We start from the raw sequence: 13,947 nt of genomic DNA on the forward strand, positions 1-13,947 counted from the left end.
GGTAAGTTCTCTGGAAAACCGTTTATCTCTTGCAACTTCAGGCCCAATTCGCCAAGATACGCCCTCAAATAACATCTTTTTATTGAATTCGCCCCTTTAGCGGGCATCTTTTGCTACCTGAGGATAAAAGCAATGGCTCATAAGAAAGGACAAGGGTCCAGCCGTAACGGACGCGATTCAGAAGCACAACGCCGCGGAATTAAAAAATTCGGTGGGGAAAGCGTCTTGGCAGGAAACATTATTGCCCGTCAATGTGGCACCAAATGGCATCCCGGAAAAAATGTTGGTATGGGACGAGACTATACCATCTTTTCTCTGGTTGAAGGCAAGGTTTATTTCGACAAAGAGGGTCGACGTATCAACGTTGAGCCTGCCTTGAACTAAACTGGTTCCACTAAGAGACACATCAAAGGCTTCCTGAAGTTATTTTCAGGAAGCCTTTTTTATTTTCGTTGTGGATGGCTGGCCGTCAATGTTACAGAGACTTTGGTTGGTGTTTGTTCTTTGCCTCGTAGTACGGTCACGATTACGGTGTCTCCTGGTTTTTTGCTTTCGATGTAGTCCAGAAAGTCGGCAGCCGTTTTGATCTGGTTTCCGTCTACGGCTACAATTAAGTCCGCGGCTGTTCGGTCCACGCGTTCGATCACAATCAATCCCCTTCTCTGCCGCTCAATTTTAGGACCTCGTAATCCTGCTTTTTCGGCGGGGCCTTCCGGAGTTAACTTGGCGACAAGTAAACCCTGTTCGGTTTCATACACGCGTTGAATACCAATTTCCGGATGGATCATATGGCCGTGTGTGAGAAGTTGGGGAACAACGCGGGCCACCAGGTTGGAAGGGATCGCAAACCCGACACCAGAGCTTTGGCCGGTGCTGCTGGCGATCGCCGTGTTGATACCGATTAACTGGCCATGCGAGTTCAATAAGGGGCCTCCCGAGTTACCGGGATTGACCGCGGCATCGATTTGAATGATTGATTTAATCGTGCGATTGCCACGCAGTTTCAGAGAACGGTTCAAACTGGAAATAATGCCACAGGTCATGGTGCGTTCCAGCCCGAACGGGTTTCCGATCGCAAAGACCCGCTGGCCCACTTTGAGCCGACTGGAGTCTCCCATTGTTACGGGCTGCAGTGTTTGAGGGGCCTCTTCGATTTTGATGACAGCAATATCATTAATTGGATCCGCGCCAACAAACGTTGCTGTGTAAGACTGACCGTTGAATAGCGTCACGTTCACTTGTTGTGCGTTTTCGATGACATGATAGTTGGTTAATATATGCCCTGCTTTATCTATGATAGCGCCAGAGCCCGCTCCTTCCGTGTCGTATTCGAGTAAGAAGAAGCCATCTGTTTTTGTGCCTTTGGTCGTGATATGAACGACGCTCTTGTTTAATTTTTCGTAGACGCTAACGTTGATTTCTTCTTCAGGTGACAGCCCACGTTCGTTGAATAATGGGGGCGAGAGAGTCTGTTCTGTTTTTTGGGCTGCCGGCTTCGACGGGGTGGAGTCCAGCGGTGTGGGAGGGATAATCCGTGGCCCGTTTGGTTTCACTCCGACTTGTGCTTCAGAGGAGGTAATCCAGATCGAAGATGGTGATTCAAAGGAAGTGACAAGCAAGCCGCCTAGCACTGCTGAGAAAAAACAACCGATAATGTATTTCATGTTATACCTCGTATGACACTGGACTCATGGAATCTGGGTAAAACAAGAGGTCAGGGTGCTTCATGCGTAGTGCTATTTGATAAATGATTTGCGAAGTTTTATCAAATAGCACATGAATTCTGGAAGGAACTACATCATAATTCAATGCCAGCTTACCAGAGAAAATTTTGTCCGTATTATAGTTCTCAGTCTACAGTTTCGATAACTAATATTATCCTGAATTTGTCTGAGGGGTAAATAGGGATTCACACACGATCAAGTTCAAGGCTACCCGGAAGAATGAAAAAACATTGAAAACAATGACGTTTTCAACGATCAACCCGAAGTTCAGCATGAAAGGATCAATATGCGTCGGATTGCCCTCTTAACAGCAGGTGGAGATACACCGGCTCTGAATGCGACCATTTTTGGAGCCGTCGAGCGAGCAAATGAACTTCGGGTACAGGTCGTCGGGATCATCAAAGGGTTTGGCGGTTTACTCGACCCGAATGTGCCCCATCTTCGACTCAACCCCTTGTATTCGACGATTCCCGAACTTGATCCACGTTGCGGCGGAACAATTCTTGGCTCTTCCCGAACCTATATTGATGATTCTCATGCAGGAGAATTGCAGCTCGTCAAGAAGCGTCTTGATCAATTAGGCATCGAAGGTTTGATCTGTATTGGCGGTGATGGCACTCTGAACGGGATGCAGCCCATTTCGCAGTTCATGCCGTGTGTGCTGGCGCCGAAAACAATCGACAACGATCTGGGTTTGAACTATCTGGACGAGCCGAACGAATGGGTACGTGAAGTCGATCCGGAAAGTAAAAAGGAAAAATTTCGGAAGCTTCCGAGCAAGCAGGATCTGGATCTGGAAGATATCGTGAACTTCGCGACTCCGGGATACGCCACAGCAGTCTATGTCTGCGTCCAGGGCGTTCAACGCATTCGAACCACGGCGGAAAGCCATCGCCGGATTGCCATTGTCGAAGTGATGGGAAGAGAGTCAGGCTATCTTGCATTGGGAGCCGCCTATGGTCAACCCGATATTATTCTGATCCCGGAAATTCCCTTAGATTATGAACGGTTTGAACGCCGCGTGCGCGACCTCTATGATGCACAGAAAAATGTCGTGATTGTGATCGGCGAAGGGCTACGTGATCAGGATGGAAAGCGGTTAGGTGATATTTCCCAGAGTGTTGACCCGGCAGGGAATATCATTTTCAGCGGGGCTGCGGAAGTGCTCCAGAATATGCTCGTGGATTCGATGGGCGACCATTATTTTGTTTCACGTAAGCGGCATGAACAGGCTGCGGCAGCTACCTTCACACGTAAAATCGGTCATACACAACGTGGCGGGCGGCCGATTCGCTTTGATCGATATTATGCAACACAACTGGGGGGAAAGGCCGTTGATCTGCTCGTCCAGCGTCAAAACAACTATGTGGCCATTCTACAGTGGAATGAACAACAGGGGTTTCATGTCAGTTCGATTAATGGAAACGCCCTTAGAGACTCCTGGCGCGGAATTCATCCACGCTTGTTACATCCTTCTTTTTATGACGAACACCGATATCAACCTTCGAAACTGGGGGTCAACTATCTTTCCAGGATCTTTGACAATGCCATTGGTTCAGACGATCTGGAAATCTTACGGGAAGATCTGTTTGATACCGGGCATTTGAAATCCCGGTATCAAAGTGTCAACGTCGGTATCCACAAGCATATTCGATATCTGAGTTCGGGGAACGAAGAAGGCCCGATTGATCCTTTTTAAGGCTCCTGTTGAGGTAGTTCAAAAGCCGCAGGCTCAATTACGGGGACTGCTGGTTTCTCTACTTCAGTCTTGTTGGAAATAGTATAGGTTGCTTGAACGGCTGGTTGTCGAAGCATTCCGGGAGTGGCGGCCATGGCTAATCGCAATTCTTTTTTCGCTGAGACATAATTGGATGCAACCTTGTCGGAATTCACCATGATATCATCAATCACGAACTGATCGTATTGTTTTTGTAGAATCACGGTCACTCCTCGCTGATTCGTACCCAGTTGAATCCGTGCGTATCCATCGTTGTCATTTCGCTCCAGGCTTGTCAGCTTTGACATCAATAGTTCGGGGATCTCAAACGAAGTCTGAGGAACCTGGGCTACCTGGCGCCAGACCAGCTCATTAAAATCGCGTGACGAATAGCGTTGCAGGTTGCGGATGTTATCCTCGTGCATGTAGTAGGCATAATTTTGTACCTGAACCATCAACTCCAGAGTCTCTTTGATGGAACTGGGTCTGCCTTTCAGGTCCACCAGAACATCATCGACTAACAGCTTACCCAAGTGTTCCCGCAGGATATAAGTGATCGGAAGGTTCCCCTGTCTTGCTGAGACTTTTGTGACAGCTCCATTAAAGTTGATATCTAAAATGCTAAAACCGGGCTCAGTGATATCCTGTACCGGCAACTGTGCGACTAGTTTGGGCACTACTTTTTTCCAAACCCGTGCGGAAAAGTCCGGTGTTGAACTGAAGTCAAGGATCGTGAGATCCCGATTTGAGAGTGCTTCACTAAATAATTGGGCAATAGCACGTGCAGAGAATAGTGAAGTCAAAGTAATTTGCTGATTCCCCTGATCCTGGAACAGCGTGACTTCTTCTACGAGATACTTATCAGGAATATCAATTTCATCAGACTCAATTTTAATGACAGACAGGTTAACCATTTTTCCCTGAATGTGTGTGACAAAGTTGGCAAGATTACCTTCGATCTTCAGCTCGTAGTCGGCTGCAGCCTCATCAGCATGTGGTAATGGTGCAATTGTCAGGTCTCCGAAATCCAGACTGCCGCGATAGAACTTACTGTCGGTATATTTTTTGAGCTTCTCTTTGTCGTTCTGATTGTACGCGTCAAGAAAATTGCTGATGGTTAATAGCATTTTGGCCTGTTTGTGGGCTGAATTCAGGTGTTTTCCATCAGACTTTGATTCGACAGCAACATCGGTCGCCTTCCATTTTCCTTCTTTCAGTTTCATGGAAATGACCATCTGGCCTGAGCGACGTGGCAGTGTGACAATGGCGATATCTTTGTCCAGTTGGGCATCAGGACGCTGTTTTTTAGACTTACGCGATTCGCCGGCAACCTTCCTGGCGAGCTTTGCCAGGAACCCCGGATGCAGCTGATCAAGGTCTTCTTTAAATTCACCATCAGTTGTCGCCAGGATGTCGTCTCGATTTCCGGTTTCCCAGGCTTCGACGAATTCACGCACGGTTAACAGCAGATCCATCTGCTCGGTAACCGATTTCATGACGTTCAGGTTTTTCTGTTTCTGGTTGATATAAAGATCATCAACGACCCACTCACCAGTCTTGGTTACTTTTTTGAGATCGTATAGCAGTTTCTTTTTGTTTTTACCAACTTCAACAACCACTTTTTTGTGATTCTCAGAGACGTCTTTGATTTCGACGACAGTGGTTTCTCCTGTCGGAATTTTCAGGATTTTCAAATCATCCATAGAAGACGGGTTTCTCAAAGCTACTTTCGAAAATTTCATCGTACTGTGATGTTTCAGCGTTTTGATATCCTCATTTTCGATCGCTTTGGCAAACTGTTCGATGGTTTGTGTTTCGACCAGGGAAGCACAACCGGTCATCAGTGTGAGGAGTAAAATGCCGCTTACCAGAGAGAAACCGTTTTTTAACATCATGATCAGTCCAGGTAGGTATTGGATTTGAGAGGAACGAGGATTTGTTGTTGCAATATTGATTTTCAGGAAAATCAGCTTGATTTACCTTGAGGTCAAATATTGAACTATCTGCAACTCACTTTATATTGAGAGTTAAAAGTAAGCTGCCTGAGAGAGGATGCGTTTTTTTGCATTTTTCGGGGTTTAGGTCAAGAGGATTCTCCGAAAATCAGGGCTGATTTTGAGTAAGTTCTCATAAAAATAATTGGCCTTGGCTGATTATCGAAAATAACTATACTCTCGGACTTCACTTCAAAGCTCATTTCGCAATGCCTGTTTTGGCGCCTTTCAATTTCTCTCCTTTGGCTTTCGTTCGATCTTAAATACCTGATTTTTCTGGTATGGAATAGCGGGTTTTCTGTGAATCGTATTCAGATACTGACCTCGATCATGTTTTTGTATTGTGTGCAGGCAGTCGCTTTTGCCTGGGCTGCACCCGACCCGCCGGTTTCAGTCAAATTGCGTATTGAATGGGGAGAACAAACTCCCCGGCTCTGGAATGCCCGGTTCGCATTAACTGGTGGCGAGTTTGTCTCTGTGAGTTCTCTAGGCGTTGATGCGGATGAAGCAGCCGTAGTGTCGCACGTTGATGGAAAAGTCGTTTATCAACCTCGTGCCAGCCGTGTGTTTAATAGTATGGAATTTCAGATTCGCGGCACTCTGTCGACCCGGTTACAAGTGCTGATGCAGGATCGGAATGATCCACGCATTCAGGTCAAGCATCAGTTTCAGCTGCAGGAAATTCTGGAGCAAAAAATAATTCTACCGGTTCCTCCAACAGGAACACAGCTGGTAGTACAGCAAGCCCCTGGTGATTCCTTTGCTTTGAAGATCGATCGTCCCCATCTGGTATTTGCACCGGGCGAACAGATTCAAATTCAGGCATTTCCGAAGTATTTGATGACTTCAGGAGAAGCGGTTGGAGCGGAGCTTCAGTGGTCTCTGCATCGGTCTCGTACGCGAGAGTTGATTGCCTCAGGTTCCAAACCCGTCTTACCTCAGGGCCAAAATGAGCTTTTGAAGCTGGGGGTTCCGTTGATTGTCGAAGCGCCTGCGGAAGGAGTTTATGATTTGGTCGTCAGGATGGGCGATGAGCATGAAGCGGTTGCTCAGTTTATTGTGCTCTCAAGTGAAACAAAACAGTTTGATCAAAGTGCCTCTCATCACGAGGGGCAAGTGCTCGTAGATGAAATAGAGCTGGAGGGGATCCAGAATCATCACGCGCTCGTCACCCGACGACCCCGCCAGCGAATCCGCAATTCGTTCAAGTCACTATTTAAAGCGGGAGCGAATACAGGCAATCCGGCAAGTCTTTCCCCTCCCTGGTCAGCATATCATTTAAAATTGAATCATCGAGGGCGGCCTCATAGGCTGGTGATCAGCTACCCCCGTCGGCCTCAGGCTCATGTTGGGTTTAGTATTCTGGAGCCGGATGCATCCGGCCAGTTGGTGCCAGTCGGAGTGGACTCCGGAGTGTATCTCTCAGGAACTGAGCTGGTATCGTCGTCTGAGACTCAGTCTGGGGAGTATCAAACGGAAGTGCTGTTTTGGCCGAAAGTCGATAATCCGATTCTTTTATTTCATAGTCTGGGAACTCAAGTCGCGCCAGAGGTGCTGCAGGTGCAGGTTTATGAATTGCCCATTTCGGAAGCAGGTCGAAAGGATTCAGCAGATTCCGGTCGAGAAAACAAACGACTGGTAGGCCCGTATTTGCAAAAACCATTGTTACCGGAAATCTTTGGTGCGTCTCAGGCCTTGGATCAGAGTAGTAATCGTAGTCTGGATGACTGGCAAACATTTTATGAGGCCGGCAATCGTTTGGCTTTTTATTTGAAGTACCATCATTTTAACAGTGTTTTGTTATCAGTTTCTGCTGACGGAAGCGCGATTTATCCTTCAAAATATCTGTCGCCGACTCCCCGTTATGATTCCGGTGTGTATCATTCCACTGGTCAGGACATTCAACAAAAAGATGTGCTGGAACTGCTGTATCAGATTTTTGACCGCGAGCGGTTGACCTTAATGCCCGAGTTGCAGTTCTCTTCGATTTTAGCAGGCTTGGAGCAGACGATTCAGGATGATTCAGAACAAGCGGTCGGAGTTGAACTGGTGAATCAACACGGACAGACCTGGAGGCACTCCAAGGGGGCACCCCGAGGACAAGCCCCTTATTACAATCCCCTGCATCCCCGAGTTCAGGATGAGATCGCCTGTATTTTCGAGGAATTGGTAACACGTTACAGCAAACATGCTTCCTTTCAAGGCGTGGCGATTCAATTGAGTCTGAATGGCTATCTCCAGCTGCCGGGATTGGACTGGGGCTATGATGATTTTACGGTTTCTCAGTTTGAAAAAGAGACAGGCGTTAAAGTTCCTGTCGCTTCCGGGGTACAGAAATATGAAAAACGGTATCAGTATTTAACCACATCGGCATTCCCACAGTGGACACAATGGCGGTGTCAGAAGATTAAGGGGTTGCACCAGCGACTGGCCGAAATACTGTTAAAGGCACGTCCTGATGCAAAGATTGTGTTTGCTGCCAGAGAGCTGCTGCCATCACGGAGTAAAGCCGGTGATGTGATTTCTTCATTGAAAGCGGGGGGACAGATTCAACCGGTTTTAATGGAAATGGGACTTGATTTTTCCAGCTATGATCAAATCAGTAATGGTGTCGTTTTGCGACCAAAGCAGTATTATTCCGCGCAGGAAAAAATGTCAGCTGCACATATTCTCAATACGCATCCAACCGTTGATGATGCTTTTAAAACACGCGTCAATGGCACTTTGTACTATCACCATCCGGTGGAAGTTCGTATTTCTGAGTTTGACTCACTTTCTCCGTGGCAACCTGCCTTTACCTGGCTCGTCTCACAAGCATCACCTGTCGGCATCTCAAATCGGATGCGTTATGTGCATTCGATTGCACAACAGGATCCTTATCTTGTCTTCGATGGTGGCTGGACGATTCCTTTTGGGCAGGAGCAGGTGACTCGTTCAATCCGTACCCAGTTGCAGCAATTGCCGGCAAGACCCTTTCAAACAATTCAGGTAGCAAAACAGCCTGTTGTTGCCCGATTGTCACGTGGGAAAAACAAAACATTTTACTATCTGGTCAATGATTTTCCATATGCCAGTCAAGTCACGGTTGAACTGAATGTGCCTTCAGGTAAGCCGGTAATTCATCTGGCAAGCGGAAGTCAAGTCGACACGATCAAGTCGGCACAGGGGCATGTGAGTCATTCGGTTGAATTAGCAGCCTTTGATTTTCAGGCGTTTGAAGTTCAGGATTCCCAGGTTCAAATCATTTCGGTTGGCTCAAAAGTAGCAAGCCAGAACCTGGTGCGTTTGCAGGCGATGATTGATCAAAAGAAACGCAGTTTGATCAAGTTGCATCAGTCGATGAATGACGCTACTGCTGTTGTGTTGCAAGCGGGCTTTGAAGGATCGCAATCCCGTGATTACATTCTGGCTGGCTGGGAATCGAAAGGGCAGAAGCCGCATTCCTGGAATCTGGATCAAACTCAGTCGCATTCCGGAAAGGCGTCTTTGCTCTTGGATCGAACAGCGGGAAATAATTCTCTCAAGACAAATGCGATTCCGCTGCAAGATTGCCGTTATTTGAATATGAGCGTCTGGATGAAAACCAATTCGAAAGATATGCAGGTTCGGATTGCATTAGAAGCAGAGCAGAATGGAAAACTCAAAGTTCAATCGGCGATTATTTCAGTGGATCAGCAGTGGCGAAAATATCTGTTTCGGGTGAAGGATATCCCATCTCAGCAGATTACGAATGCCCATATTCTGATTGAAAAACTGGGGGCTGAGAAATTGTGGATTGATGATGTCGATCTGCAGATTCATCAGATTTCTCCCGAAGACGACAGGCAGTTAACAAAGCTTGTCTCGACCCTTTCGTTTGCCTGGGATTCCGAGCGGTATCTGGACTGCTATCGCCTGTTGAACAGTTACTGGGGGCAATTTGGAAGTGAGCCGGTCTTGCCTCAATCCGTTCCAGATCAGGATGTTGAGCCGCTAAAGCATGCCGAGCGGCGTGGGATTCGAAAGCTGATCCGTCGCTAATTTCATGAATTCTGCTGCCGTAATGCGATTCTTGTGTTGTATCATCATGTAAAACAATGACTTACGAAATCTGCCCTTAATCAAACCGTTTATCGTGTTATAATGACTATATGAAGTCATATACAGTATTTACGGTGATTTTAGTTCTGCAAGGAAGGGGTTGATATGGCGGCTCGAAAAACAACATCCAAGTCCAAGTCAGGTGCTGCAAAGTCGCGTGCTGCAACGAAAAAAAGTCCCAAACGTACCTCTACGAAGGATAATGGTAAGGTTCCCACGATTGGCAGCTATCTCATTCAGCGTTTGCAGGACTATGGGATCAACGAGATGTTCGGCATACCGGGGGACTTTGTCCTGCAGTTTTACGGGATGCTTGAAGAGAGTCCGATTAAGGTTGTAGGAACAACACGAGAAGACAATGCCGGTTATGCTGCCGATGGTTATGCACGCGTCAATGGGTTGGGAGCCGTGTGTGTCACTTACTGTGTAGGCGGATTGAGTTTGTGTAATTCGATCGCCGGTGCCTATGCTGAAAAGTCACCTGTTGTAGTCATTAGCGGTGCGCCGGGAATGGAAGAACGGGAAACCGATCCCCTGCTCCACCATCGCGTAAAAGACTTTCACACGCAGCGGGATGTCTTCGAAAAGATCACGGTAGCCACCGCCTTGCTTGATGATCCCCTGACAGCCTTTCAGGAGATTGACCGTTGCCTGGAAGCTTGTGTCAGGTATAAACGTCCCGTCTACCTGGAGCTTCCTCGTGATTGTGTTCACAAGAAAGCCGTGATTCCACATCTTCCCGATGATCGGCAACCGATCAGTGATGAAAACGCGTTGCGTGAGTCATTGGCGGAAGCGAAGAAGTTAATTCAGGCGAGCAAAAAACCAGTGGTTATTGCAGGCGTCGAAGTGCATCGCTTCGGCTTGCGGGAAGAGGTATTGAAGTTTGTCGAGAAAAACAAGATTCCCATGTGTGCGACGATTCTGGGTAAGTCGGTCGTAAGTGAGTCTCACCCGCTGTATTTGGGCGTTTATGAAGGGGCAATGGGGCGCAATGAGGTCCAGCGATATGTCGAAGAGAGTGACTGCGTGATTCTGCTCGGCACGTTCATGACGGACATCAACCTGGGTATTTATACGGCTCACCTGGACCCCGGTAAGTGCATTTATGCGACCAGCGAAAAGCTGAGGATCAGTTATCATCACTTCCACGATGTGGTGTTCTCTGATTTTGTCAAGGAGTTGGGCAAGCAGAAAATGAAGGTGGTCGTGCGTAAAATTCCGGACAATGTGCGCCCTCAGCCTGTGGAGTTTCAGGTGAAACCTTCCCAGCCGATCACCACAAAACACTTGTTTGAAAGTATCAATCAAATTCTAGGCGACCACACGGTTGTAGTTACCGATGTGGGAGACTGTCTGTTCGGCGCCGTTGATTTGATGATCAGTACGCATACGAAGTTCCTGAGTCCTGCCTATTATACGTCGATGGGGTTTGCAATCCCGGCTTCGATTGGGGCGCAGGTGGCCAATCCGGATCTGCGACCGATTGTCCTTGTTGGCGATGGGGCGTTCCAGATGACTTGCCTTGAGCTCTCAACGGCGCTCAAGCTGGGTTACAATCCAATTGTCATTGTTTTGAATAACAAAGGCTATACAACCGAGCGGTTCCTGCAGGAAGGCCCGTTTAATGATATCCCAGACTGGAAATATCATAACATCACCGACCTGATTGGTGGGGGCTGGGGCTTTGAGGTCAGCACGGAAGGTGATCTGGAAAAAGCCATCAAAGCAGCGTTAGCGAATAGGGACAGTTTGAGCGTAATCAACGTGCATCTGAAGCCAACAGACGTCAGCCCGGCACTTACCCGCTTGGCAGATAAGATGTCAAAGCAGCTCTAGTGCTTTGTCAAGCTAGGAATTGAGGGTTGGGGGGCGTGCTCCGTTGTCGCACTCTCGTGATATCGATCAACCCAAAATTTAAAAATGACACTCCACTAGGTAGCCTGATTTAAACTGGTACGTAAAAAAGCCGGGCGAGAGTCCCGTTCTCCGTGCCCGGCTAATTTCCTTTCGCATGCAGTCCATGTAATTCCAGCGCATGAGACTGCAATAGAGAACGCGAAAGGAGTCCCCCCTGTCTTATTGAGGGCAAGAAAAAAGAAACAGGCACACGTTTCAAACAGCGTGCCTGTTCTAATTTGATAAGTTAAGGATTTTATTGATCCTCTTGAAGCTTTCGCTCCAGTTTGTATTGTTCCAGAACTTCACGCTGGTTGTAAAGCTGTTCTTCAGGGCCGGCTGGATAGAACTGAACATCATCATTGAGGTAATAGGCAGAAGGCAGCGTCTGGCCGCCGATGCTGGATTGGCAACCGGTGCTGGTTAGTCCGATTAATGCTAAACCCAGAACTCCTACACTTGACCAATTTTTAAACTGGCGAATGACCATGATTTTCCTCGGAATTGAAAGTTGTCGAAAGGCACCTGTTGGGGAGATTTGTGTAAACAGGATAAGACAGGAGCCGGGAATACCTTGGGATCAGTCTGTCCTTATACTGAATCCAGTGACTTGTTCGGGAAGTCACACACAAGGCCACACATGAGTGCAATGTGTGTATTAGGTTTATCGACACTTAAAACCGGAATCTTCGGTACATTCTGCCTAATCGGACAATATTTTGTATAAAGAAAGTCCGCAGGGCATAGATATGGCAGAGGTGGAGTGCATGAACACTATCTGAGTCGGTAGAGAAGCTCGAATGGTAACTTAGGGGGAATCACGGGAGACTAAGGTCTTGTAGACCGTTTCTTCTCCTGCTGGTATTTTAACATTTCCTCCAGCAGTTTTTGCTGCTCTTCGGGACTGATTGGATAGACTTCAGTCGGATTTCCGTTACTGATCAAAGTCACGGACGGAGAGAGTTCCAGGATCGGTTCCGATTCGGATGTGCAACCAAAAAGAAGCAGCAGTCCCAGACAAATACCAGTCCGTTTGGCGTGGGGTAAATAAGCCATTGATCGTCAGCTCCTGAAAAGACTGTCAGTTTCGTGACGGATCGTAACAGCAGTGTTGTCTGACGCCAATATTAATCGGACAATCTCATATCTGAAAACAGTTCGCCTATGATTTAAAGGCACGCTGTAATTCGTCGAGTGAGACTTTGCCTTCAGCGACCAGGCGTATTCCATCCTGCTGGAAGCCGGGCATTCCTGCTTTTTTGGCGTAGGTTTTGATTTTTGCCGGATCGGGATCACTGATGATGAGTTTTTTCATTTCGTCAGTCATCTCAATCAGTTCCAGCATCAAGGTACGTCCGTAGTACCCCAACCCATCGCATTTCTCGCAGGGTTCGATTTCGTTTCCTTCTTCGTCAACAGTTTGACGCGGAGGCCGATATAGCATTTTGGTGGTCTTAGGCAGGCCCATTTTCGCGATGAGTTTGGGATTCGGCCGGAATGCTTCTTTGCATTCATCACACAGCGTGCGAATCAGTTTATGACCAACCACACAGCGAAGTGCATTAACGCCTTTTTCCACACTACCAGCCAATTTACAGAATTTGAGCAAGCCGGTGACCGCGTCTTTGGCTGAAATTTCAGCGATCATGGTGATTTCATCTGCAACATTCAGAATACTGCCGACGTACGCTTCATCTGTTATAGGGTTCAGGTAAATGATGTCTGCTTCCATGCGGATGATGCGACGCAGTTCATCGTCAAACGTATCCCCTTCTTTTTCGTCCAGTGTTGCGATATGGCTCAGTTCACGGTGTTCCGGATCTGCCAGCGCAAAGATGGTGTATTGGTATGCATCGACAGAACGCACAACCCCCACCGTTGTCGTCGTGGTGCCGGAACTGGGAGCCCCGCTGACCAGGATCAAACCGTGACGGCCTTTGCTAAGCTCACGAATGCGCTCCCGCATCTCTTCGGTAATACCAATGTCATCAGCGCGATCTAATGGCTGGTTCATATTGATCGCTTTAAGGGCTAAGCGTTCTCCGCCCGGTGTAGCGGATGTAGAAACACGGAGCTGGTAGGGAACTTCTTCGAGTTCCGCCAGAACGCCTCCGGATTGAGGGCGTTTGCGTTCCTGAATATTCAGGCCCGACAGTAACTTGATTACCTGGACGACAGCCATACCCTGCTGCTTCGACAGTTTGGGCCCCGGGCTCGCAACTCCATCGATATAAAAAGCAACCTGATATCGTTCCCCTTTGGGCTCAAACCGAATCAGTTCAGCACGCAGAGCAAGACCGTCAGTGACAATATCCTTAGCAGCCATCAGGCCTGCTTTTACAAGTCGTGCATTGTCTTTCAGGTTTGCTGGTTGACCATTTAAAGCGCCTTGGAAGGAGACCGGCTCGATTTCCTCTTCGAATTCATCATCCTCTTCTTCCCGGGATTTTCCAAAACCAAATATCACTAGCGATACCTCTTTCAAATGGGGAACATATCTGACTTGAAATTCTTTTCTGATGACTCTCAGCCA

Annotated in this window: 9 protein-coding genes; 4 read left to right on the top strand and 5 right to left on the bottom strand. The window is 47.7% G+C overall.

Translation table 11 applies throughout. The annotated features are described in order from the left end of the window. Positions 1–132 precede the first annotated feature (132 nt). Positions 133–384, top strand: a complete 252-nt coding sequence (gene rpmA / locus Enr17x_RS14805; RefSeq protein WP_144985837.1) for a 50S ribosomal protein L27 — start codon at positions 133–135, stop codon at positions 382–384. Positions 385–443: 59 nt separating this feature from the next. Here the strand turns inward: rpmA and Enr17x_RS14810 are convergent, their stop codons facing one another. Further along, entirely contained in the window at positions 444–1,664 is a 1,221-nt protein-coding gene (locus Enr17x_RS14810) for a S1C family serine protease (RefSeq protein WP_232100733.1), read from the bottom strand. A 346-nt stretch (positions 1,665–2,010) separates the two neighbouring features. On the opposite strand from Enr17x_RS14810, the gene Enr17x_RS14815 reads away from it, so the two are divergent. Beyond that, a complete protein-coding gene (locus tag Enr17x_RS14815; protein WP_145309980.1) occupies positions 2,011–3,423 on the top strand; it encodes a 6-phosphofructokinase in 1,413 nt (470 codons plus the stop codon). Here Enr17x_RS14815 and Enr17x_RS14820 read toward each other — a convergent pair. After that, complete coding sequence (locus Enr17x_RS14820; RefSeq protein WP_145309981.1) at positions 3,420–5,336, bottom strand: hypothetical protein; 1,917 nt, start codon at positions 5,334–5,336, stop codon at positions 3,420–3,422. The two genes, Enr17x_RS14815 and Enr17x_RS14820, sit on opposite strands and share 4 nt — an antisense overlap. 399 nt (positions 5,337–5,735) lie before the next feature. Here Enr17x_RS14820 and Enr17x_RS14825 point away from each other — a divergent pair, with 399 nt between their 5' ends. Next, on the top strand, positions 5,736–9,455 hold the full coding sequence (locus Enr17x_RS14825) for a family 10 glycosylhydrolase (RefSeq protein ID WP_145309983.1): 3,720 nt from the start codon (positions 5,736–5,738) through the stop codon (positions 9,453–9,455). A 165-nt stretch (positions 9,456–9,620) separates the two neighbouring features. Beyond that, positions 9,621–11,354: an alpha-keto acid decarboxylase family protein gene (locus Enr17x_RS14830; RefSeq protein WP_145309985.1), complete on the top strand. Its 1,734-nt coding sequence runs from the start codon at positions 9,621–9,623 to the stop codon at positions 11,352–11,354. 316 nt (positions 11,355–11,670) lie between these two features. On the opposite strand, the gene Enr17x_RS14835 is transcribed toward Enr17x_RS14830, so the two are convergent. The 3 genes from Enr17x_RS14835 to Enr17x_RS14845 all read right to left on the bottom strand — a co-directional run bounded on the left by Enr17x_RS14835 (position 11,671) and on the right by Enr17x_RS14845 (position 13,881). Then, positions 11,671–11,904 (bottom strand): hypothetical protein, encoded by a 234-nt coding sequence (locus tag Enr17x_RS14835; RefSeq protein WP_145309987.1) that lies wholly within the window; start codon positions 11,902–11,904, stop codon positions 11,671–11,673. Positions 11,905–12,242: 338 nt separating this feature from the next. Continuing rightward, a complete protein-coding gene (locus Enr17x_RS14840; protein WP_145309989.1) occupies positions 12,243–12,470 on the bottom strand; it encodes a hypothetical protein in 228 nt (75 codons plus the stop codon). A gap of 106 nt (positions 12,471–12,576) precedes the next feature. Further along, positions 12,577–13,881 (bottom strand): ATPase, T2SS/T4P/T4SS family, encoded by a 1,305-nt coding sequence (locus Enr17x_RS14845; protein WP_145309991.1) that lies wholly within the window; start codon positions 13,879–13,881, stop codon positions 12,577–12,579. Positions 13,882–13,947 lie beyond the last annotated feature (66 nt).

This window comes from Gimesia fumaroli (assembly GCF_007754425.1).
GTDB classification, from domain to species: Bacteria; Planctomycetota; Planctomycetia; order Planctomycetales; family Planctomycetaceae; genus Gimesia; species Gimesia fumaroli.